The following is a 19928-nucleotide window of genomic DNA, read 5'->3' as shown; positions in this document are numbered from 1 at the left end:
CTTTCTCGCCGATCTCCGGGGACGGGTCCCGGGGCGCCTCCCGCGGAGGGACCACATGCGCAACTCTCCTGCCCTGGCGACCGCGTGCACCGCGGCCGCCGTCCTAGGGCTCGCCGCCCCCGTGGCCGTCGCGGACGGCATGGGCAACGGGGGCGGAACGAGCAGCAACACCACCGTGATCGTCCCGGGCAACGACAACCTGGGCGTCCCGGGCCGTGATCCCTTCAATGGTCAGGGCCGGGACCCGTTCAACAACCAGGGCCGGGACCAGTTCAACAATCAGGGCCGCGACCCCTTCAACAACCAGGGGCGCGACCAGTTCAACGGCAACCAGGGGCGTGACCAGTTCAACAACCAGGGCCGCGACCCCTTCAACAACCAGGGCCGGGACCAGTTCAACGGCAACCAGGGCCGGGATCAGTTCAACAACCAGGGCCGTGGCGACAACGGCGGTGACCCGGGCCGCGGCAACTCGGCGGGGCAGGGCCAGGGTCAGGGCCACGGCGGCAACGGCAGTGATCCCAACTTCGGCGGTCCGGGCAACGGCACGCTGCGGAACATCGTCGCCTCGCCCGCCGCGATCGCCCGGGGCGGCCGGCTCACCGTCACCGTGGACGGATGCCGGGGCGGCACCATGTCCTCGCGTGCCTTCCCCACCACCCGGCTGACGTCGATCAGCGGCGCCGGCGACACCTCGAGGGGCACCGCGACGATCAGCCGCGACGCCCGCCCGGGCTCGTACGACATCACGGTCAACTGCAACGGCGCCACCCTGACCCGCCCGGCGGCCTTCACCGTGCTCGGCGGCGTGCAGGGCGGCATCGGCGGCAGCAGCTCCTCCGGGGCGACGCCGGCCGACATGGCCATCGGCGGCGGACTGCTGGCCGCCGCCGCGATCGGCGGCGGCGTGGTCTGGCTGCGCCGACGGCACGAGAAGCGGATCTGACCCGACGGCCCCGCCACCCGGCGGGGCCGGTCGCGTCACCCGGCATGCGGGAACAGCGTCAGGAACGGCTGCGCGCTCGCCGCGATGCCCCGGCTGTACGGCGCGTCGAAGTCCCAGATGAGGAAGAGCAGGAAGGTGATCAGCGCGGAGAACAGCCCGGCCAGGACCAGCTCGCGCGCCGTACGCCGGATCTGCAGCGCGAAGACCATGCCGATGGTGACCGCGGCACCGGTCAGCAGCCCGAACCACACCACGCCCGGCATGGTGGCCCCGGTCGAATCGGCCCGGGCGTTGCGCGCCTGGTCGGCGGCGGCCACCTGGTCGACCAGCGGCTGGTAGGCCTGCGCCTGGAAGTCCGTCCTCGGCTCGAAGTCCGTGATGTCCTCGCGGACCCGCCCGAGCAGCTCGCCGCCTCGCTCGGTGACGCGGCCGTGCTCGGCCATGCTCTTCCACTCGGTGGTGACGACGTGTCCGACATAGGCGTTGACATCGGTCCGAACGCGGTCACGGACGTCGGGCGGATAGACCCGGACCCGCTCCGAGATCTCGTGCAGCGCCTGGGCCTCCGCCTGCACATGGTCCTGGGCGACGCTGCGCGCCTCCCACACCCCGGCGATGGCCAGGCCCAGGACGATGGCGTACACGACGCCGATCCACATGGTCATGTACTCGATGACGTCCGGGGTCTCGCTGGGGTCCTCGTCCTCCCGCGCCCTGCGGTCGCGTACGAGGGTGATGATGACCACCACGGCGCAGGCGGCCAGCATCGCGAGGGCGAGAACAAGCCAATCCGACAACAGGTGCCTCCAGGATCTCGGTGCGTCAGCGCGGGCGCAGCGCGGCGACGGCGACCACCGCGGGCGCGGTGATGAGCAGGACGTAGGTGACGGGGGAGGTGCCGCCGTGCGACGGGTGGTGGGGCGGCTGGGGCCGGTAGTGCGGATAGCCGACCGGGCTCAGCGAGGGACGCGGGGCGGGCCTGGGCGGCGGGGGCGGCTTCGGCGGCGGTGGCGGCTCGGGAGTGGGGGTGGGCTTCGGCGCGGGCGGGGCCGGTGGCGGAATGCGCGCGGGCGGCGGCTTCGGGGCCGGCCTGGGCCTCGGCTTCGGCGGCGGGGGCGGTTCGGGTGTCGGGGTGGGGGTGGGCTCGGGTGACGCGGGAGGCGGTGTGGGTGTCGGCGTGGGTGTGGGTGTCGGGGACGGGGTGGGTGTCTCGCAGGGCGGGGGAGTGGGCTGCGGGCAGGCCGGGGGCGTCGGCCAGGAGCCTCCGGCGACGGCCACCACCTGCGTGCCGTCCGGGCCCGCCGAGACGTACGCACAGGCGTCGGCCGCCGCGGTGCCGGCCGGGCAGCCCACGAGGCCCCAGGTCAGCGCCGCCAGGACCAGGGCCCGTACGGCGGGCGCGAGTCGGGTCGGTTGGGGTCCTTGCACGACGGAGATCATGAGGCGCACCGGACCGCCGTACGCCGTAGTACGGATGTTTTGCCCCCGAACGGGGGAAAACGGCCCGCGGTGGTTTGAGCGGCGAGGAGGCCCGCGAGGGCGGTGCGGGGCCGCCGGGCACAGCTTTCCGAAAGAAATTTGTGCGCCCGTTGAACACTTCCACCCGTCCGATCCGTACCCAGTGTCGTGCGGCGGCGCAGCAGGCGCTGCAATATCCAGGCGATAATGGGGAGTTGACGGATGAGGACCTCCTGGCGGACCGCCTCACTGGTGGCCACAGCGGCTTCGGTGCTGGCGCTTACGACGGCGTGCGGTCAGGACAACGCCACCACCCCGTCGTCGGCGGCCCAGAACGTCGGTGCCACGGCCCCGGCGGGCGGCGTCGGTGCCGCGGGCGCCGGCACCGGTACGGGCACCGGCACGGACACGGGCGCGGGCAACGGTTACGGTGCCGACGGCCAGCAGAGCAGCGCCTCCCCGAGCCCCGGGGAGCCCGCGGGCAAGCTGTCGGTCGCCAGCAACCCCGACCTCGGCAACGTGCTGACGGACGGTGCGGGCCTGACCCTCTACCGTTTCGACAAGGACACCGCCAACCCGCCCAAGTCGAACTGCGAAGGCGACTGCGCCACCACCTGGCCGCCGGTCCCCGCGGACGACGCCGAGGCCGGTGCCGGCATCGACAAGGCGCTGCTGGGCGAGGTCACCCGCCCCGACGGCACCAAGCAGCTCACCGTCAACGGCTGGCCGGCCTACCGCTACGCCAAGGACGTCAACGCCGGCGACGTCAACGGCCAGGGTGTGGGCGGCAAGTGGTACGCGCTGGCCCCCAGCGGCAAGAAGGCGACCCTGTCGGACCTGCCCGGTCTCTCCGTGCGCAAGGACGCCAAGCTCGGCGACATCATCGTCGACAAGAACGGCATGACGGTCTACCGCTTCATCAAGGACAAGGCGTGGCCCAAGGTGGTCTCGAACTGCACCGGCGCCTGCCTCGAGAAGTGGCCGGCCGTCGCCGAGGTCAACGCCGACGACACCAAGGGCGTCGAGAAGAAGGGCCTGATGGGCTTCACCCGGCCCGACAACGGCTCCAAGCAGCAGACCGTCGACTGCTGGCCGATCTACACCTTCTCCGGCGACAAGGCCCCCGGGGACACCAACGGTCAGGGCGTGGGCGGCACCTGGTACGCCGTCTCGCCCGCCGGCAAGCTGGTCGGCGCGTCCAAGTAGTCGAAGTAGAAGTCACCTCCCCAGGGTTGATGGAACGACAACCGGCGCACGACCACCTGGTCCGCCCCCTCCGCACCGCACGGAGGGGGCGGACCGCTGTGCTGCGGGCCACCGCACCGCGGCGCCGCTGTGGCACATACCGCAGGCAGTGACCGGGAACGGATGGTCAATTTCCGTTTCGGGTCGCTCACTTGGCGGGCGATCAGTAGCCTCTGCTCGAACACCGGATCGCCTACGCCTTGGAGAGATACATGGAACGTCCCGCCTGGGCTCCCCGCAGCATCGACATCTCGGTGCCCAGTGTCGCGCGTATCTACGACTACTACCTGGGCGGTGCGTACAACTTCGAGGTCGACCGGGAAGCGGCCCGCAAGGCCCTTGAGTTCATGCCGGGACTCCCCAAGATCATGCAGGCGAACCGGGCGTTCATGCGCCGGGCCGTGCGCTTCGCCGCCGCCGAGGGCATCACCCAGTTCCTCGACATAGGCTCCGGCATCCCCACCTTCGGCAACGTCCACGAGGTGGCCCAGGAGGCCGTACCGGACGCGCGCGTGATGTACGTCGACCACGATCCGGTGGCCGTGGCGCACAGCGAGGCGGTCCTGGCCGGCGACGACCGCACGGACGTGCTCGCCGCGGACCTCCGCAAGCCCCACGAGATCCTGGCCAGCCCCCAGGTCAACGACCTCATCGACCTGAACCGGCCAGTGGCCCTGCTCCTCGTTGCCATACTGCACTTCGTGGAAGACGCTGACGACCCCTACGGCGCGGTGGCCCAACTGACCGCCGCCCTCGCGCCCGGCAGCCTGCTGATCCTCACCCATGCCTCGTACGAGGGGATCCCGGTGTCCGCGGAGCGGGCCGAGGGCGCGGTGGACGTGTACAAGGGCATCCGCAATCCGCTGATCATGCGCTCGCGCGAGCAGATCGCGCGGTTCTTCGAGGGGTACGACATGGTGGAACCCGGGCTGGTGCCGATGCCGCTCTGGCGGCCCCAGGCGGCGCCGGAGGACGAGGATCCGTATGCCTTCTCCGGATTCGGCGGCGTGGGGCGTACGGCGTGAGCGCGGAGCCGGACGGGCCGGAGGACAGACTGCGGCGGTTCGCGACGATCTGGAGCCGGGCGGTGTTCCCGGTGACCTCGACGTCGCTGACCCGGCCGGAGTTCGAGGAACGGCTGCTGCCGCTGGCGCGCCGGCTCAGCGAGCTGCTGCGCGCGCGCAGCTTCGATGCCGAGGGGGCCCGGGCGGTCGGCGCCGCGCTGATCGACGCGCACTGCACCGACCCCGAGGCGCTCAGCCGCACCCTGGACTGCGTCGACGCCTACCTGGTGCTCTACTGCGGTGCGGACGGCCCGCAGGACGAGCTCAGGATGCGTTCCTCGCGGCTGCAGCACGCGATGGCCGCCGGGTTCGCGCAGGCGCTGCGCCGGCGCACCCTGGCCGAGCAGGAGGCCATCGCCCAGGCGGCGCTGCGGGCCCAGGGCGTGGTGGCACAGGCGCTGCACGCCACTGAGGCCCGCTTCCGGGCGGTCTTCGAGGGCGCCGCGATAGGGATCGGCATCGCCGACCTGGACGGCAACGTCCTGCAGGTCAACAAGGCGCTGCTGCGCATGTTCGGCGGCTCCGAGCAGGCGGTGCGCGGCCGCAACGTCATGGAGTGGACGCACCCCGAGGACGCGCCCCAGGTCTGGAAGCTCTACGACGAACTCGTCACCGGCGAGCGCGAGCACTACCACGTGGAGAAGGCCTTCTACCGCCCCGACGGAACGGTCCTGTGGACCAACCTGACCGTCTCCCTGCTGCGTGACGCCGACGGCGACCCGCAGTACCAGCTCGCCCTCATGGAGGACACCACCGAGCGCCGGCTGCTCAACCTCAGGCTGCGCTACGAGGCCACGCACGACGCGCTCACCGGACTGCCCAACCGCACCCTGTTCTTCGAGCGGCTGGAGAAGGCGCTGAACGCGGGCGAGGGCCAGCGCTTCGGGCTGTGCTACCTCGACCTGGACGGGTTCAAGACCATCAACGACAGCCTCGGCCACGCGGCCGGCGACCGGCTGCTGGTGGAGGTCGCCGACCGGCTGCAGTCCTGCGCGACCGCGCCCGGTGAGATGGTCGCCCGGCTCGGCGGCGACGAGTTCGTGGCGCTGACCACCGGGCCCGGCACCGAGCGCGAGGTCGACGACCTCGCCGAGCGCATCATGAACGCCCTGGTCACCCCGGTCAGCATCGACGGCCGTGATCTGCTGGTGCGCGGCAGCATCGGCATCGTCGAGGGCCCGGCGGGGGAGCGGACCCCGGCCGAGGTGCTGCGCAGCGCCGACATCACCATGTACCGGGCCAAGTCGGCGGGCGGCAACCGCTTCGAGCTCGCCGACCCGGAGGCCGACGCCCGCGCCATCACCCGGCACGGACTCACCACGGCCCTGCCGACGGCCCTGGACCGGGGCGAGTTCTTCATCGAGTACCAGCCGCTGGTGCACCTCGGCGACGGCAGTGTGCGCGGCGCGGAGGCGCTGGTGCGCTGGCTGCACCCGCAGCACGGCGTGCTCGGCCCGGACCGGTTCATCCCGCTCGCCGAGCACACCGGCCTGATCGTCCCGCTGGGCCGCTGGGTCCTGGAGGAGTCCGTCCGCCAGGCCCGCGAGTGGCGAGAAAGATACGGCGACGAGTCGGCCGCCGGGCCGCTGCGCATCAACGTCAACCTCTCGCCGTGCCAGCTGACCCACCCGGGCCTGGTGCAGGACACGGTGGACATCCTCGAACGGATCGGCATCGCACCGCACGCGCTGTGCCTGGAGGTGACCGAGTCCGCCCTGATCGGCGCCGACGACGACCTGCTCAAACCCCTGCGCCGGCTGCACGAGATGGGCGTCGACATCGCCCTGGACGACTTCGGCACGGGGTACTCCAACCTCGCCAACCTGCGCCGGCTGCCGGTGAGCATCCTCAAGCTGGACCGCTCCTTCACCCAGAGCATGCAGCAGTTCCCGGCCGACCCCGTCGACCTGAAGATCGTCGAGGGCATCGTCTCCCTCGCCCACAGCCTCGACCTCGCCGTGACCGTGGAGGGCGTGGAGACCGGCGCCCAGGCCGAACAGCTGCGCATCCTGGGCTGCGACACCGCCCAGGGCTGGTACTACGCCCGGCCGGGCCCGCCCGAGCGTCTGCACCAACTGGCCCTGGTGGACGCGACGGGCTGACGGGCGGACGGGGGAGGAGAAGGAGGCAGACCGCGCCTCACCGGCCGGGAACGGGAGCTCACCGGGCGCTCCCGGCCGGGGCGGGTCAGCGCTCCAGCAGCATCCGCTGCAGTTCCCGCGCCGCCCGGGGCGGAGCCACATCACTGCGGTGCGCCAGCGCGATCGTCCGGTGCAGCCCCGGCCGGGCCAGCGGAGTGACCCGCAACCCGTGGCCGGACCTCGTCGCGACCATGCGCGGTACGACGGCCACCCCGAGCCCCGCCCGCACGAACCCCAGCACCGCGTCCATCTCGCCGCCCTCGACCGCGAAGTCCGGCTCGAAGCCCTCGGCCCGGCAGGCGGCCACGGTCAGCTCCCGCAGGTCGTAGCCGTGCCGGAACATCACCAGCCGCTCGCCCTCCAGGTCGGCGATGCGGACGTGCCGGCCGCCCCGGCCCGGCGCCGGCGCCTCCGGCGAGGACACGACCACCAGGTCCTCGCGCAGCAGCTCCACCGTCGTCAGCGCGGGCGACGGCGTCGGCAGCGGCAGGACGACCAGGGCGAGGTCGAGGGCGCCGCGCGCGAGTTCCCGTACCAGGTCGTGGGAGCCGCCCTCCTCGACCAGCAGCCGGACACCGGGATACCGGTCGTGGAAGGCGCGCAGCACGTCCGGGACCAGACCCGTGCACAGGCTCGGTGTGGCACCCAGCCGGACCCGGCCCCCGCGCAGCTGCACCAGTTCCTGCACCTCGTGCCGGGCGGTGTCCGCGTCGGCCAGGATCCGCCGGGCCAGCGGCAGCAGCGCCTGGCCGGCGTCGGTGAGCGTGATGTTGCCCCGGGCCCGCAGGAACAGATCCGCCCCCAGCTCCCGCTCCAGCGCCTTGATCTGCTGCGACAGCGACGGCTGGGCCACGTGCACCAGGTCGGCGGCGCGGGTGAAGTGCCGGGTCTCGGCGACCGCGACGAAGTACTGGAGCTGCTGGAACTGCACCCGCCCAGCATAGCCATCCCCTATGAAAACGAGCCCGACCATGTCCCGGGCCGATGGTGAACGCCAGTGGCACGGCCGCCGCGGGATGTGTGCCGTTCAACAGCCTCACATCCACTCTCCTGGCCTCGGTCACGCGGGCGCCAACCGGTGTCGGAAGAACTTGAGATGCGGGCCGCGGCTCAGCGGTCCGCTCGCCGTCCTCGCCGACCCGGCCCGTGACCAGGAGAGAGCCATGACCGGCGTCATCACGCTCGACCGCGCTCCGCAGCCCGCCGCACCCGCCCGCTACACCGTGACCCTCGCCCGCGACGAGGCCGACGTACGTGCCGCGCAGCGGCTGCGGCACGAGGTCTTCGCCGGGGAGATGGGCGCCCTGCTGCCCAGTCCGCAGCCGGGGTACGACGTCGACGCCTTCGACGCGTACTGCGACCACCTGCTCGTCCACGACACCGTCGCGGGGCAGGTGGTCGGCACCTACCGGCTGCTGCCGCCGGAGCGGGCCGCCGTCGCCGGACGGCTGTACTCCGAGGGCGAGTTCGACCTCGCCCCGCTGGACGCGATCCGGCCGGGCCTGGTCGAGGTCGGCCGGTCCTGTGTGCACCCCGACCACCGCGACGGCGCCGTCATCGGGCTGATCTGGGCCGGGATCGCCCGCTACATGGTCGACCGGGGCCACGAGTGGCTGGCGGGCTGCTGCTCGATCCCGCTGGCCGACGGCGGCACCCTCGCCGCCGCCACCTGGGACCGGGTGCGCGAGCGGCACCTGGCTCCGCCGGAGTACCGGGTACGGCCGCTGCTGCCGTGGACCGCGCCCCAGGCGGGCGAGCGGGGCCGGCACGAGCTTCCCGCCCTGCTGCGCGGCTACCTCCGCCTCGGCGCCTGGGTGTGCGCCGAGCCCGCCCACGACCCGGACTTCGGGGTCGCCGACCTGTACGTGCTGCTGTCGATGCGCCGGGTCAACCCGCGTTACCTGCGGCACTTCCTCTCCCTCGTACCGGCCTGATGAGCGTCTGGCTGCCCACCGCGCCCTGTACCCCGCAGGGGTGCGTGGAGCCCACCGGATCCCGCGCCCTCGCCCCGCGGGCCGTGCTGCGGCTCGCCGCGGTCGCGGTGCTCCTGCTCGCCGGGGTCGCGCTGTCTCCGCTCGGCGGCCGGATCCCCGCCGACTGGGTCAGGCGGTGGTGCCGGGCCCTGGTGCGGGCGGCGGGCGTCCGGATCCGGGTCACCGGGGCCGCCCCGCCGGACGGCGGCGTCCTGCTGGTCGCCAACCACATCTCCTGGCTGGACATCCCGCTGCTCGCGGCGGTGCGGCCGGCCCGCATGCTCGCCAAGGACGAGATACGGCGGTGGCCCGTGGCGGGCCGGCTGGCCGCGCTGGGCGGGGTGCTGTTCATCGAGCGGGACCGGCTGCGCGCCCTTCCGGAGACGGTCGCGCGGATCGCCGCGGCCCTGCGCGCCGGCACCGCCGTCGCGGCCTTCCCGGAGGGCAGCACCTGGTGCGGACGCGCCCAGGGACACTTCCGGCGGGCCGTCTTCCAGGCCGCGCTCGACGCCCGCGTCCCCGTCCAGCCGGTGCGTCTGAGCTACCGGAGCGCGGGGGGAAGGGCGGGCACGGCCGCCGCGTTCGTCGGCGCGGACACCCTCCTCGCCTCGCTGTGGCGGGTGGCGTCGGCCCGCGGTCTGGTGGCCGAGGTGGAAGTGCGTCCGCTGCTACCGGCGGACGGCCATCCGGACCGGCGTGCGCTCGCCCGGGCCGCCGAACCCGGCGGGGCCGCACTCGACCACCAGTCAAAAGGGTAAAAACCGGCTAAATGGGAACAAGTTAGGGTGCACATCACTACTCCCGAAGGAGCGTGCGCCCCATGTCCACGGGAACGCTTCTGGCGATCATCATCCCGATCGCGGTGGTGGTCGTCCTGGCCGCGGTGGCGGTCTCACAGATGAGGCGACGCCGTCACCTCCGCGAGCGCTTCGGCCCGGAGTACGAACGCACGGTCGAGGGCGCCGACAGCCGGCTCGCCGGCGAGCGTGAGCTCAGGGCCCGCGAAAAGCGGCACGACGAGCTGGAGATCAAACCGCTGCCCCCCGTCTCGCGGGACCGCTACGCGCGGGAGTGGAGCGGCGTCCAGCAGGAGTTCGTGGACCGGCCGGAGGACGCCGTGCACGACGCGGACCGGCTGGTGACCTCCCTGATGCACGAGCGCGGGTACCCGACCGAGGGGTTCGAGCAGCAGATGCGCGACCTCTCGGTGGAACACGGCCGCACGCTGGAGCACTACCGTGCCGCGCACGAGGTGGAGACGCTCACCACCCGCAGCCAGGCGACGACCGAGCAGCTGCGGGGTGCCATGGTGCACTACCGCGCCCTGTTCGACGAGTTGCTCTCCGACGGCGGCCGGGCCCAGCCCGCCCGGTCCTGAACGCCGACCCCGACCCGGCATGGAGGAACGCCATGCACAGCAACGAGGAAACGGACCGCACGACCGGCGGCCTGTCCACCGAGGACCTCGCCCAGCCGTCCGGCGCCGCCCAGGGGTCACCGGGGGAAACGGAGGAAGCGTCACGGGCCCCGGTCTACCCGGGCGAGAGCACCCCGACGACGGGGACGCGGAGCCCCGCCGACGAATCCGCCACCGACGAATCCGCCACCGGTGAGTCCGCCGCGGATGAGCCGGCCGCCGGTGAGTCCGGCACCGGGGCCGCGGCCCAGGGCGCCTCGGACACTGCGGAGGACGAGGTCCCGCCGCTGCTGACGGAGGACGACGAGCGGGCCTTCCGCGACCGCTGGCAGGAGATCCAGAGCAAGTTCGTGGACGACCCCCGCGAGGCCGTGCACGCCGCCGACGCCCTGGTCGCGGACGTCATGCAGACCCTGGCCACCACCTTCGCCGAGCACAAGAAGGACCTGGAGGGCCAGTGGAGCCAGGGCGAGAAGGTGGACACCGAGCAACTGCGCGGGGCGCTGCGCCGCTACCGGTCGTTCTTCAACCGGCTGCTCATCACGTGAGTTCCCCTCCCAGGGCCCGGGCCAGGTAGGGAGCCGTCGCGCTCCCCGCGGCCCGGGCCACCTCCGCCGGCGGCCCGGCCGCCACGATCCGCCCGCCCGCGTCACCGCCGCCCGGCCCCAGGTCGATCACCCAGTCCGCGCCCGCTACCACGCTCATGTCGTGCTCGACCACCACCACGGTGTGCCCGGCGTCCACGAGGCCGTGCAACTGGCGCATCAGCACCTCGACGTCCGCCGGGTGCAGACCGGTGGTGGGCTCGTCCAGCAGGTAGAGCGTGCGGCCGCGACGGCCGCGCTGCAGTTCCCCGGCGAGCTTGATGCGCTGCGCCTCGCCGCCGGACAGCTCCGTCGCGGGCTGCCCGAGGCGCAGATAGCCGAGCCCCACGTCGAGCAGCGTGCCGAGGCTGCGGGCCGCCGCCGGGATGTCCGCGAAGAATCCGGCCGCGCCCTCCACCGTCAGGTCGAGCACCTCCGCGATGTTGTGCCCCCGGTAGGTCACTTGCAGCGTCTCGGGGTTGTAGCGCGCCCCGCCGCAGTCCGGGCACGGCGCGTACGTGCTCGGCAGGAAGAGGAGTTCGACGCTCACGAACCCCTCGCCCTGACAGGTCTCGCAGCGCCCTCCCGGCACGTTGAAGGAGAACCGGCCGACGCCGTGACCGCGCTCCCGGGCCTCGTCGGTGGCCGCGAACACCTTCCGTACGACGTCGAACAGGCCGGTGTAGGTCGCCAGGTTGGAGCGCGGGGTGCGGCCGATCGGCCGCTGGTCGACGCGGACGAGCCGTCCGACGCCGGGCAGTTCCTCCGTGATCGCGCCGATCAGGGTGGACTTCCCGGAGCCGGACACACCGGTGACGGCGGTGAACGCGCCGAGCGGGAACTCGGCGCTCACCGCGCGCAGGTTGTGCCGGGTCACCGGCCCCACCTTCAGCTGCCCGCGCGGGGTGCGGGCCGGACGCGCGGGCGCGGGCGAGCGGCCGAACAGGAACCGGGCCGTCGCCGACTGCGCGACCGCCGCCAGGTCCGCCACCGGCCCGCTGTGCAGCACCCGCCCGCCGTGCTCGCCCGCGCCCGGGCCCACGTCCACCAGCCAGTCGGCGCCGCGCACCACGTCGAGGTGGTGCTCCACCACGAACACCGAGTTGCCCGCCGCCTTCAGCCGCGCCAGCACCGTCAGCAGGGCCTCGGTGTCCGCCGGGTGCAGTCCGGCGGACGGCTCGTCCAGGACGTACACCACCCCGAACAGCCCGGAGCGCAGCTGGGTGGCGAGCCGCAGCCGCTGCAGCTCGCCCGCCGACAGGGAGGGGGCCGGCCGGTCGAGGCTCAGGTAGCCGAGGCCGAGCTCGACCACCGGCGCGATCCGGGACTTCAGGTCCTCGGTGAGGACACGCGCGGTCTCCGAGGTGCCCACGAGCAGGCCGGCCAGCTCCGTCAGCGGCAGCGCGGCCAGCTCCGCGATCGTGCGGCCCGCGAAGGTCACCGCCAGCGCCTCGGGCCGCAGCCTGCCGCCGCCGCACACCGGGCAGGGCGCGCTGGTGAGGAACCGCTCCGCCTTCGCGCGCAGGGTGGGGCTCTTGGAGTCGGAGAAGGTCTTCATCACGTACCGGCGGGCGCTCATGTACGTTCCCTGGTACGGGCGTTGGATGCGGTCGGCGTCCCGCACCGGATGCACGGTCACCACCGGCTGCTCGTCGGTGAACAGGATCCACTCCCGCTGCCCGGCGGGCAGTTCGCGCCACGGCCGGTCCACGTCGTGGCCGAGCGCGTCGAGGATGTCCCGCAGGTTCTTGCCCTGCCAGGCGCCCGGCCAGGCGGCGATCGTGCCCTCCCGGATCGACAGGGAGGGGTCGGGGACCAGCAGTTCCTCGGTCGTGCGGTGCACCTGCCCCAGCCCGTGGCACTCCGGGCAGGCCCCGGCCGCCGTGTTGGGGGAGAAGGCGTCGGAGTCGAGCCGCTCGGCGCCCGGCGGATAGGCGCCGGCCCGGGAGAACAGCATGCGCAGGGAGTTGGAGAGGTTCGTGACCGTGCCGACGAAGGAGCGCGAGGTGGGCGTCGAGCGGCGCTGCTGGAGCGAGACCGCGGGCGGCAGCCCGGTGATCTCCCCGACCTTCGGCGCCCCCACCTGGTGGATCAGCCGGCGGGCGTACGGCGCCACCGACTCGAAGTAGCGCCGCTGGGCCTCCGCGTAGACCGTGCCGAACGCCAGCGACGACTTCCCCGAGCCCGACACACCGGTGAACACCGCCAGCACGTCCCGGGGGATGTCGAGGTCCACGCCCTTCAGATTGTGCTCACGGGCACCGCGGACGCGGACGTAGGCGTCGTGGGGGCTGGGCATGCGGGGGTACTCCGTACGGGCCTTCGGCTGCGGTGGACAAACCCCGCGATCCTATGTCTCGGCCACGATCCGGGCGAGCCGGCGGTAGGAGTCCAGCAGGGCCGCACGGTCGTACGTGCTGGTGGTGACCAGGACCTCCTGCGCGCCCGTCTCCTTCAGCACCGTCTCCAGCTCCTGGGCGACCTGCTCCCCGGTGCCGGCGATGTGCCCGGTGAGCCCGGCCTCGTAGAGGTCCCGTTCCCTCGCGGTGGTCGGACGGGCCTCGGCGTCCTCGGCCGGAGGCAGGGGAGGGAAGGTGCCGTGGGTGCGGGAGTACGCCATCGACCAGGCCTCCGGGACGAGCAGCCGCCGGGCCTCCTCGGGCGTGGCGGCCACCGCGACCGTGCCGGAGACGACGACGTACGGCTCCGGCGCCCAGGGGGAGGGACGGAAGCGGGCGCGGTAGTGGTCGATGCCGCGCAGCATCTTCTCGCGGTTCCTGAGATCGCCGATCACCATGGGCAGCCCGGCGCGCGCAGCGATCCGGGCGCCTTCGCCCATGGCGAGCACGAAGGGCGGCACACGCAGCCCCTCCGCCGGGCGGGCCCGCACTCCGGTCGGCGAGATGCCCGCGAACCAGCCGAGCAGCTCCGCCAGCTGGGCGGCGAAGTCCTCGGCGTCGCCCTTGTCCCGGCCCAGCGCCCGCCGCACCCCGTCCGTGAAGCCCACCGAGCGGCCCAAACCCATGTCGATCCGCCCCGGGAACAGCGACTCCAGCACCCCGAACTGCTCGGCGACGACGAGGGGCTGGTGGTTGGGCAGCATCACCCCGCCGGTGCCGACCCGGATGGTGCGGGTCGCGGCGGCCACGGCGGCGGCCAGCACCGTCGGCGCCGACCCGGCGACGCCGGGCACCCCGTGGTGCTCGGAGACCCAGAAGCGGTGGTAGCCGAGCGCCTCCAGCTCCCTCGCCAGCGCGACGGTGTCACGCAGCGCCTCGGCGGGCGGACGCCCCTCGCGGGTGCGGGAGCGGTCGAGGACGGAGAAGCGCACGTTCTGCGGAAGGGACACGACATGCTGACGCCCGGCGAGGGGGCGTTATTCCGTACGGCGAACCCCCGGCCCCGCATCCGTCCGGAGGAACTTGTCCCGCAGTGCCGTCGCGGTCCTTCCCGGGCCACGGCCCGAGGACGATGCTGAGGCCGTATGGACATCCTCCTCGTCGCCAGCGCGTTCAACAGCCTGTGCCAGCGCGTCCACGCCGAACTCACCGACCGCGGTCACCGGGTGGAGGTGGTGCTCGCCTCGCACGGGGACGACGCGGTCCGCGAGGCCGTCCGGGACACCGCCCCGGAGCTGATCGTCGCGCCGATGCTGAGGACGGCCCTGCCGGAGGACGTGTGGCGGGAGCACACCTGCCTGATCGTGCATCCCGGCCCGCCCGGCGACCGGGGCCCGTCGTCCCTGGACTGGGCCATCGCGGAGGGGGCGGAGCGCTGGGCGGTGACCGTGCTCCAGGCCGAGGCGGGCATGGACGCCGGTGACATCTGGGCCTCGGTGCCGTGCGCGGTGCCGCCCGTCGGCAAGAGCGACCTCTACCGGGGCGAGGTCTCCGACGCCGCGCTGACCGCCGTCCTGCTGGCGGTGGAACGCTACGCCGACGGCTCCTGCAAACCGCGGCCCCAGAGCGACCCCGCCATTTCCGTCGTCCGGCGCGACTTCTTCCGGCAGGACCGGCGGCGCATCGACTGGCGGTACGACGACACCGCCACCGTGCTGCGCAAGCTGCGCGGCGCCGACTCCCAGCCCGGCGTCCTCGACGAACTCCTCGGACAGGAGCTCTTCCTGCACGGCGGCCACCCCGAGGACGAGCTGCGGGGCAGCCCCGGCGACCTGCTGGCCACCCGGGACGGCGCGGTGTGCCGGGCCACCCGGGACGGCGCGGTGTGGATCCCGGAACTCCGGCCGCGCCGCGCCTCCGGCGACCCCGCGCCCTTCCGGCGCCCGGCGGCCGACGTCCTCGGCGGCCGGCTGCGCGCCGTACCTGAGGTGCCCGCGCCCCTGGAGCCGCCCCCGGGCCGCCGTACCTGGAGCGACATCCGCTACCGCAGACACGGCGACGTGGGCTTCCTGTCCTTCACCTTCCCGGGCGGCGCGATGAGCACCTCCCAGTGCCGCCGCCTGCTCGCCGCCTACCGGCACGCCCTCACCCGGCCCACCCCCGTCCTCGTCCTCGGCGGCGTCCGGGACTTCTTCTCCAACGGCATCCACCTGGGCGTCATCGAGGCCGCCGAAGACCCGGCCGCGGAGTCCTGGGACAACCTCATCGCCATGAACGACCTGGTCGAGGCGGTGCTGCGGACCACGGACCGGCTGGTGGTCGCCGCGCTCGGCGGCAACGCGGCGGCGGGCGGGGTCATGCTGGCGCTGGCGGCGGACGAGGTCTGGTGCCGCTCCGGCGTGGTCCTCAACCCGCACTACCGGCGGATGGGCCTGTACGGGTCCGAGTACTGGACGTACAGCCTGCCCAGGCGCGTCGGCGACACCGCCGCCGAGCGGCTGACCCGCGAGGCGCTGCCGGTGAGCGCCGCCACGGCCGTCCGGCTGGGCCTGGCCGACCGGCTGGTCCCCGCCTCGCCGGGCGCCTTCCCCGGGGAGGCGGACCGGCTCGCGGCCGCTCTCGCCGGATCGCCCGGAGTGCGGGAGCGGATCGCGGCCAAGGCGGCGGCACGGGCCCGGGACGAGGAACGGCGGCCGCTCGCCGCCCACCGGGAGGAGGAACTCGCCCGGATGCGCCGCGTCTTCTTCGACCCCGGGGCGCCGTACCACGCCCTGCGCTCGGCGTTCGTGCGGAAGATGCCGAGCGGTTCGCCCCGGCCGCTCGCGCCCGCCGGGGCCCTCCTGCCCGGGGCGGCACGGTGACGCCGCCGCGCCTGCTGGTGGCGGGCATCGGCAACATGTTCCTCGCCGACGACGCCTTCGGACCGGAGGTGATCAAGGCATTGGGCGGGCGGCCCCTGCCCGCCGGGGTCCACGTCCGGGACTTCGGCATCCGCGGAATGGACCTCGCCTACCAGCTCCTGGACGGCTACGACGCGGCCGTGTTCGTCGACGCGGCCCCGCGCGGCCTCACACCGGGCACGCTGTCGCTGATCGAGCCCGAGCTCCCGGACCCCGCCGACCCCGCCCGGCAGGTCCCCGAGGCGCACGGCATGGACCCCGTGAAGGTGCTGGCGCTTGCCGCGCACCTCGGCGAGGGCCCACTGCCCCGCATCGTCGTCCTCGCCTGTGAGCCCCGGACGGTGCCGAGCGCGGACGCGGACGTCACCGTCGGCCTGAGCGCACCGGTGCGCGACGCCGTCGAGCGGGCCGTGCCGCTGCTCCACACGGTGGTGGGGCAGCTGCTGGCCGACGCCGGCGCCGCGCTCGCGGCCGGGTGACCGGGGGGCTCAGGGGCGCCGCGCACCCGACGAGGAACCCGCCATGCGCCAGATCTTGATCTCGCGCATCAGCCCCGGCAGCTCCCAGACCAGCAGGCCCACCACGGCGCCTCCGAGGAGCACCGCCTCCGCCGTCAGTACGCGTTTGGCCGTCATCGTTGCCATCTCTGCTCCCTAAGCCGGTCAGCCCGGCGAAATGTTCGGCATGATCTTCATGATCGCTTCGTGCTTCTTCCAGTGGATGCCCGTCGACCGGCGCGCGTCGGAGGTGCCGTCCTCGTGGTGCCCGGTCTGGTGCCCGTAGGGCCCCCTGTTGCCCTGGTGCAGGCCGGTGACGTGGGTGGGTGTGTCGGGCTTCGCCTGCGGTCTTCCGACCCTGATGCTGCCCATGGCGTGCTCCTTAGGGTTGTGCGGCCAGCTCGGTGAAGAACCGTTCCAGTGCCGGCCAAATCGTCTCTCCACCGGACATTCCCTGCCACTCCTGGCGTACCACCCCGACGATCCGGAAGCAGTCGTCGACCGGCACGATCCAGTGGTGGTCGAGGCCCCGGGCGGTGTTCACCAGCAGCGCCTCCACCTCGGGTGCGACGGTGGCCAGCGGCGGACACCCGGCCACGACCTTCCGCCAGTCGTCCGCGTCCACCTCCCACCGGGTGGCGCCCGCCGGGCTCGGGTAGTGGGCGACGACCGTGCCGTCCTTACGGGGGACGAAGAAGGCCAGGCCCACGGGTACGCCCAGCGGCCCGGTGTCCACCGGCGGCAGCCGGACCCGGCGCTGCGGGATCAGCCGGTACTTCCCCTCGCCTTCGCCGCCCTCGCCGCCCTCGGTGAACAGCAGCGCGCACGGCCGGCAGGCGCACAGCACCTCCTCCCGCACGCCGTCGAGGAGGTGGCGGTGGTCGTCCGGCACCGGTGCGGCGCACAGGTCGCACAGCTCCTCGACGGCGGTCTGCCGGGCGGCGGCGGAGCGGATGACCCGGGCCAGCGCGCCGCCGGTCACGGCGTCCCCTGCGGCTGCCGGACGCGGTGCGTGAGCGAGTCCAGCGGTACGAAGGCGGGGGCGGTGTCCGACACCTGTTCCACCGCCTCCAGCTCGGGCGCCACCCCGAGCACCGCCTCCCGTACCGCCTCCAGGATCCCGGCGGCCGACGAGCCGCAGCCCTTGACCGTCAGGCGCACCCGCGCCACCGTCCCCTCGACGCCCGCCAGTTCCAGGTCACCGCCCCGCTCGCGCAGCTCCCCGCGCAGCCGCTCCACCGCACGGGCCACCCGGTCGCGCACCGGCTCGGGATGGATCCCGTGCAGGACCATCAGATGGCCGAGGAGCTCGTCCTCGGCCAGCGCCCCGGCCAGCCCGGCGTCCGCGCGGTCCAGGATCCGGGCCAGCGCCTCGCCGTAGACCTCGGTCAGCGCCCGTACCGCCTCGACCGCCTCCCGAGCGGCCGGGCCCGGCGCGTTCTCCATGCGTTCCAGCAGGTCGTCGAGGTGGGCCAGCCGCGCGGTGAGGGACGCCTCGTCGAGCCGGACGCCGTCAGCCATGGCCGCCGGCTCCGTACGTCGGCGAGTGCAGGGTGGTCAGCGTCTTGCCCTTGCCCACGTACATGTGCACACCGCACGGCAGACAGGGGTCGAAGCTGCGCACGGTGCGCATGATGTCGACGCCCTTGAAGTCGTCGGGGCCGTTCTCCTCGAAGATCGGCTGGCCCTGGACGGCGTCCTCGTACGGGCCGGGGGTGCCGTAGATGTCCCGGGGGCTGGCGTTCCACGGGGTGGGCGGGTACGGGTGGTAGTTGGCGATCTTCTTGTCCTTGATCACCAGATGGTGGGAGAGGACACCGCGCACCGCCTCGTGGAACCCGCAGCCGATCGCCTCGTCCGGCACCTCGAAGTTCTCGAACACCTTGGTGTCGCCCGCCCGGATCATCCCCATCGCCTCCTCCACGAACTGCAGGGCCATGGCTGCGGCGTAGGCGACGAAGTACGGCCGGGCCCGGTCCCGTTCGATGGTGTTGCTCCACTTCGGGATGTGCCACTCCAGCGTCGTCTCCGGCAGGCTCTCGCCCTTGGGCAGCGAGATCCGCACGCTGTGGCCGGTGGCCTTGACGTACGGGGTGTCCACCAGGCCGCTCAGCGCGGTCGACCACAGCCGGGCGAGCGGACCGCCGCCCGTGTCGAGGGCGAGGTGGTCGCCGCTGCGCTTGTCGTACCAGCGCGGGCTCATCACCCAGCTGTACTTGTCGTTGAAGTCGCGCTTCTGCGGCACCGGGACGGTGGTCTGGTTCCACGGGTGGCGCATGTCGACGGGGTTGCCGAGCGGGTCGTGGGTGACGAACGGCTGCTCGTTGACCCAGTCCTCGTAGTAGGAGCTGCCCAGCATGATCCGCAGGCCGAGGTTGATGTCGATCAGGTTGTTGGTGACCAGTTCGCCGTCGACGATCACGCCCGGGGTGACGTACATCGCCTTGCCCCACTGGTTCATCGTCTCGTAGCGGTAGTCGACGACGCTCGGGTCCTGCCAGGCGCCCCAGCAGCCCAGCAGGATACGGCGCTTGCCGACCTCCTCGTAGCCGGGCAGCGCCTCGTAGAAGAAGTCGAAGACGTCGTCGTTCATGGCGACGGCCTTCTTGATGAAGTCGATGACGTGCATCAGCCGGCTGAGGTAGTCGGTGAAGGTGTTCGGCTGCGGCATCGTGCCCACGCCACCGGGGTACAGCGTCGACGGGTGGACGTGCCGCCCCTCCATCAGGCAGAACATCTCGCGGGTGACCCGGCTGACCTTCAGGGCCTCCTTGTAGACCTCGCCCTCGAAGGGGTTGAAGGCCTTCATGATGTCGGCGATGGTGCGGTAGCCGTGGATCTCGCCGCGGGGCGCGTCGGTGCGCTCGGCGCGGGCCAGCAGACCGGGGTTGGTGGCCTTGACCATGGCCTCGCAGAAGTCCACGAACACCAGGTTGTCCTGGAAGATCGTGTGGTCGAACATGTACTCGGCCGCTTCGCCGAGGTTGGTGATGTGCTCGGCCAGCGGCGGCGGTTTGACGCCGTAGGCCATCTGCTGCGCGTAGTTCGAGCAGGTGGTGTGGTTGTCGCCGCAGATCCCGCAGATGCGCGAGGTGATGAAACCGGCGTCGCGCGGGTCCTTGCCCTTCATGAACACCGAATAGCCGCGGAACAGCGACGAGGTGCTGTGGCATTCGACGACTTCCCGGTTGGCGAAGTCGATCTTCGTGTAGATGCCCAGGTTGCCGATGATCCGGGTGATCGGATCCCAGGACATGTCCACGAGCTGGGCGGGCTTGCGCCCCGTGGACCGGGACTCGGTTGTCGTCATCTGGCTTGTCGCCCCTTGCTGTTCGGGTTGCCGTCGGTGAGTGGAGTCCCCCCG

20 protein-coding genes are annotated in these 19928 nt (G+C 72.9%); 10 read left to right on the top strand and 10 right to left on the bottom strand.

Annotated elements, in window-relative coordinates; translation table 11 throughout:
- The first annotated feature begins 55 nt into the window (after positions 1–55).
- Positions 56–946: a hypothetical protein gene (locus tag ACZ7L0_RS00375; RefSeq protein ID WP_471240133.1), complete on the top strand. Its 891-nt coding sequence runs from the start codon at positions 56–58 to the stop codon at positions 944–946.
- A 35-nt stretch (positions 947–981) separates the two neighbouring features.
- On the opposite strand, the gene ACZ7L0_RS00370 is transcribed toward ACZ7L0_RS00375, so the two are convergent.
- Both ACZ7L0_RS00370 and ACZ7L0_RS00365 read right to left on the bottom strand, forming a co-directional pair.
- Entirely contained in the window at positions 982–1713 is a 732-nt protein-coding gene (locus ACZ7L0_RS00370) for a bestrophin-like domain (RefSeq protein WP_471240951.1), read from the bottom strand.
- Between the two features lie 55 nt (positions 1714–1768).
- Positions 1769–2374 carry a hypothetical protein gene (locus tag ACZ7L0_RS00365; RefSeq protein ID WP_471240132.1) on the bottom strand — a complete coding sequence of 202 codons (606 nt, stop codon included), beginning with the start codon at positions 2372–2374 and terminating at the stop codon, positions 1769–1771.
- A gap of 252 nt (positions 2375–2626) precedes the next feature.
- On the opposite strand from ACZ7L0_RS00365, the gene ACZ7L0_RS00360 reads away from it, so the two are divergent.
- The 3 genes from ACZ7L0_RS00360 to ACZ7L0_RS00350 all read left to right on the top strand — a co-directional run bounded on the left by ACZ7L0_RS00360 (position 2627) and on the right by ACZ7L0_RS00350 (position 6815).
- Complete coding sequence (locus ACZ7L0_RS00360; RefSeq protein ID WP_471240131.1) at positions 2627–3610, top strand: SCO0930 family lipoprotein; 984 nt, start codon at positions 2627–2629, stop codon at positions 3608–3610.
- 251 nt (positions 3611–3861) lie between these two features.
- The gene (locus ACZ7L0_RS00355) at positions 3862–4674 is read left to right on the top strand and encodes an SAM-dependent methyltransferase (RefSeq protein ID WP_471240130.1); all 813 of its coding nucleotides are present in this window, start codon (positions 3862–3864) and stop codon (positions 4672–4674) included.
- Positions 4671–6815 (top strand): putative bifunctional diguanylate cyclase/phosphodiesterase, encoded by a 2145-nt coding sequence (locus tag ACZ7L0_RS00350; protein ID WP_471240129.1) that lies wholly within the window; start codon positions 4671–4673, stop codon positions 6813–6815. Before ACZ7L0_RS00355 ends, ACZ7L0_RS00350 begins: the two co-directional genes overlap by 4 nt.
- An 85-nt stretch (positions 6816–6900) precedes the next feature.
- Here ACZ7L0_RS00350 and ACZ7L0_RS00345 read toward each other — a convergent pair whose 3' ends face one another.
- Positions 6901–7785, bottom strand: coding sequence for a LysR family transcriptional regulator (locus ACZ7L0_RS00345; protein WP_471240128.1), 885 nt, complete (start codon positions 7783–7785; stop codon positions 6901–6903).
- Between the two features lie 232 nt (positions 7786–8017).
- Here ACZ7L0_RS00345 and ACZ7L0_RS00340 point away from each other — a divergent pair, with 232 nt between their 5' ends.
- The 4 genes from ACZ7L0_RS00340 to ACZ7L0_RS00325 all read left to right on the top strand — a co-directional run bounded on the left by ACZ7L0_RS00340 (position 8018) and on the right by ACZ7L0_RS00325 (position 10792).
- Complete coding sequence (locus ACZ7L0_RS00340; protein ID WP_471240127.1) at positions 8018–8788, top strand: GNAT family N-acetyltransferase; 771 nt, start codon at positions 8018–8020, stop codon at positions 8786–8788.
- Positions 8788–9585 (top strand): lysophospholipid acyltransferase family protein, encoded by a 798-nt coding sequence (locus ACZ7L0_RS00335; RefSeq protein WP_471240126.1) that lies wholly within the window; start codon positions 8788–8790, stop codon positions 9583–9585. Before ACZ7L0_RS00340 ends, ACZ7L0_RS00335 begins: the two co-directional genes overlap by 1 nt.
- Positions 9586–9647: 62 nt before the next feature.
- On the top strand, positions 9648–10205 hold the full coding sequence (locus ACZ7L0_RS00330) for a hypothetical protein (protein ID WP_471240125.1): 558 nt from the start codon (positions 9648–9650) through the stop codon (positions 10203–10205).
- 32 nt (positions 10206–10237) lie between these two features.
- Positions 10238–10792: a hypothetical protein gene (locus ACZ7L0_RS00325; RefSeq protein WP_471240124.1), complete on the top strand. Its 555-nt coding sequence runs from the start codon at positions 10238–10240 to the stop codon at positions 10790–10792.
- On the opposite strand, the gene ACZ7L0_RS00320 is transcribed toward ACZ7L0_RS00325, so the two are convergent.
- Both ACZ7L0_RS00320 and ACZ7L0_RS00315 read right to left on the bottom strand, forming a co-directional pair.
- Positions 10785–13127, bottom strand: a complete 2343-nt coding sequence (locus ACZ7L0_RS00320) for an ATP-binding cassette domain-containing protein (RefSeq protein ID WP_471240123.1) — start codon at positions 13125–13127, stop codon at positions 10785–10787. The two genes, ACZ7L0_RS00325 and ACZ7L0_RS00320, sit on opposite strands and share 8 nt — an antisense overlap.
- Positions 13128–13178: 51 nt before the next feature.
- Positions 13179–14177 (bottom strand): LLM class flavin-dependent oxidoreductase, encoded by a 999-nt coding sequence (locus ACZ7L0_RS00315; protein WP_471240122.1) that lies wholly within the window; start codon positions 14175–14177, stop codon positions 13179–13181.
- A 135-nt stretch (positions 14178–14312) separates the two neighbouring features.
- Between ACZ7L0_RS00315 and ACZ7L0_RS00310 the strand changes: the two genes are divergently transcribed.
- Positions 14313–16028 carry a hydrogenase maturation protein gene (locus tag ACZ7L0_RS00310; RefSeq protein ID WP_471240121.1) on the top strand — a complete coding sequence of 572 codons (1716 nt, stop codon included), beginning with the start codon at positions 14313–14315 and terminating at the stop codon, positions 16026–16028.
- The gene (locus ACZ7L0_RS00305) at positions 16025–16546 is read left to right on the top strand and encodes a hydrogenase maturation protease (RefSeq protein WP_471240120.1); all 522 of its coding nucleotides are present in this window, start codon (positions 16025–16027) and stop codon (positions 16544–16546) included. The genes ACZ7L0_RS00310 and ACZ7L0_RS00305 overlap by 4 nt, the downstream gene beginning before the upstream one ends.
- A 9-nt stretch (positions 16547–16555) precedes the next feature.
- Here the strand turns inward: ACZ7L0_RS00305 and ACZ7L0_RS00300 are convergent, their stop codons facing one another.
- The 5 genes from ACZ7L0_RS00300 to ACZ7L0_RS00280 are packed head-to-tail and all read right to left on the bottom strand — an operon-like array spanning position 16556 to position 19874.
- Positions 16556–16711, bottom strand: a complete 156-nt coding sequence (locus tag ACZ7L0_RS00300; protein ID WP_471240119.1) for a hypothetical protein — start codon at positions 16709–16711, stop codon at positions 16556–16558.
- 18 nt (positions 16712–16729) lie between these two features.
- A complete protein-coding gene (locus tag ACZ7L0_RS00295; protein ID WP_471240118.1) occupies positions 16730–16936 on the bottom strand; it encodes a hypothetical protein in 207 nt (68 codons plus the stop codon).
- A gap of 10 nt (positions 16937–16946) precedes the next feature.
- Positions 16947–17546: a DUF5947 family protein gene (locus ACZ7L0_RS00290; protein WP_471240117.1), complete on the bottom strand. Its 600-nt coding sequence runs from the start codon at positions 17544–17546 to the stop codon at positions 16947–16949.
- The gene (locus ACZ7L0_RS00285; protein WP_471240116.1) at positions 17543–18085 is read right to left on the bottom strand and encodes a NifU family protein; all 543 of its coding nucleotides are present in this window, start codon (positions 18083–18085) and stop codon (positions 17543–17545) included. Before ACZ7L0_RS00285 ends, ACZ7L0_RS00290 begins: the two co-directional genes overlap by 4 nt.
- The gene (locus ACZ7L0_RS00280) at positions 18078–19874 is read right to left on the bottom strand and encodes a nickel-dependent hydrogenase large subunit (protein WP_471240115.1); all 1797 of its coding nucleotides are present in this window, start codon (positions 19872–19874) and stop codon (positions 18078–18080) included. The genes ACZ7L0_RS00285 and ACZ7L0_RS00280 overlap by 8 nt, the downstream gene beginning before the upstream one ends.
- Positions 19875–19928: the final 54 nt, after the last annotated feature.

Source organism: Streptomyces sp. NPDC039424, assembly GCF_055639495.1.
Note: the sequence above shows the minus strand (reverse complement) of the source record. Positions and strands in the feature narration are given on the sequence as shown.

What these genes read in the sequence shown, in the direction of transcription:
- ACZ7L0_RS00375 (WP_471240133.1), top strand. Translation starts at nt 56, where the DNA reads ATGCGCAACTCTCCTGCCCTGGCGACCGCGTGCACCGCGGCCGCCGTC.
- ACZ7L0_RS00370 (WP_471240951.1), bottom strand. Translation starts at nt 1,713, where the DNA reads ATGCTGGCCGCCTGCGCCGTGGTGGTCATCATCACCCTCGTACGCGAC.
- ACZ7L0_RS00360 (WP_471240131.1), top strand. Translation starts at nt 2,627, where the DNA reads ATGAGGACCTCCTGGCGGACCGCCTCACTGGTGGCCACAGCGGCTTCG.
- ACZ7L0_RS00355 (WP_471240130.1), top strand. Translation starts at nt 3,862, where the DNA reads ATGGAACGTCCCGCCTGGGCTCCCCGCAGCATCGACATCTCGGTGCCC.
- ACZ7L0_RS00340 (WP_471240127.1), top strand. Translation starts at nt 8,018, where the DNA reads ATGACCGGCGTCATCACGCTCGACCGCGCTCCGCAGCCCGCCGCACCC.
- ACZ7L0_RS00335 (WP_471240126.1), top strand. Translation starts at nt 8,788, where the DNA reads ATGAGCGTCTGGCTGCCCACCGCGCCCTGTACCCCGCAGGGGTGCGTG.
- ACZ7L0_RS00330 (WP_471240125.1), top strand. Translation starts at nt 9,648, where the DNA reads ATGTCCACGGGAACGCTTCTGGCGATCATCATCCCGATCGCGGTGGTG.
- ACZ7L0_RS00325 (WP_471240124.1), top strand. Translation starts at nt 10,238, where the DNA reads ATGCACAGCAACGAGGAAACGGACCGCACGACCGGCGGCCTGTCCACC.
- ACZ7L0_RS00320 (WP_471240123.1), bottom strand. Translation starts at nt 13,127, where the DNA reads ATGCCCAGCCCCCACGACGCCTACGTCCGCGTCCGCGGTGCCCGTGAG.
- ACZ7L0_RS00310 (WP_471240121.1), top strand. Translation starts at nt 14,313, where the DNA reads ATGGACATCCTCCTCGTCGCCAGCGCGTTCAACAGCCTGTGCCAGCGC.
- ACZ7L0_RS00300 (WP_471240119.1), bottom strand. Translation starts at nt 16,711, where the DNA reads ATGGCAACGATGACGGCCAAACGCGTACTGACGGCGGAGGCGGTGCTC.
- ACZ7L0_RS00295 (WP_471240118.1), bottom strand. Translation starts at nt 16,936, where the DNA reads ATGGGCAGCATCAGGGTCGGAAGACCGCAGGCGAAGCCCGACACACCC.
- ACZ7L0_RS00285 (WP_471240116.1), bottom strand. Translation starts at nt 18,085, where the DNA reads ATGGCTGACGGCGTCCGGCTCGACGAGGCGTCCCTCACCGCGCGGCTG.
- ACZ7L0_RS00280 (WP_471240115.1), bottom strand. Translation starts at nt 19,874, where the DNA reads ATGACGACAACCGAGTCCCGGTCCACGGGGCGCAAGCCCGCCCAGCTC.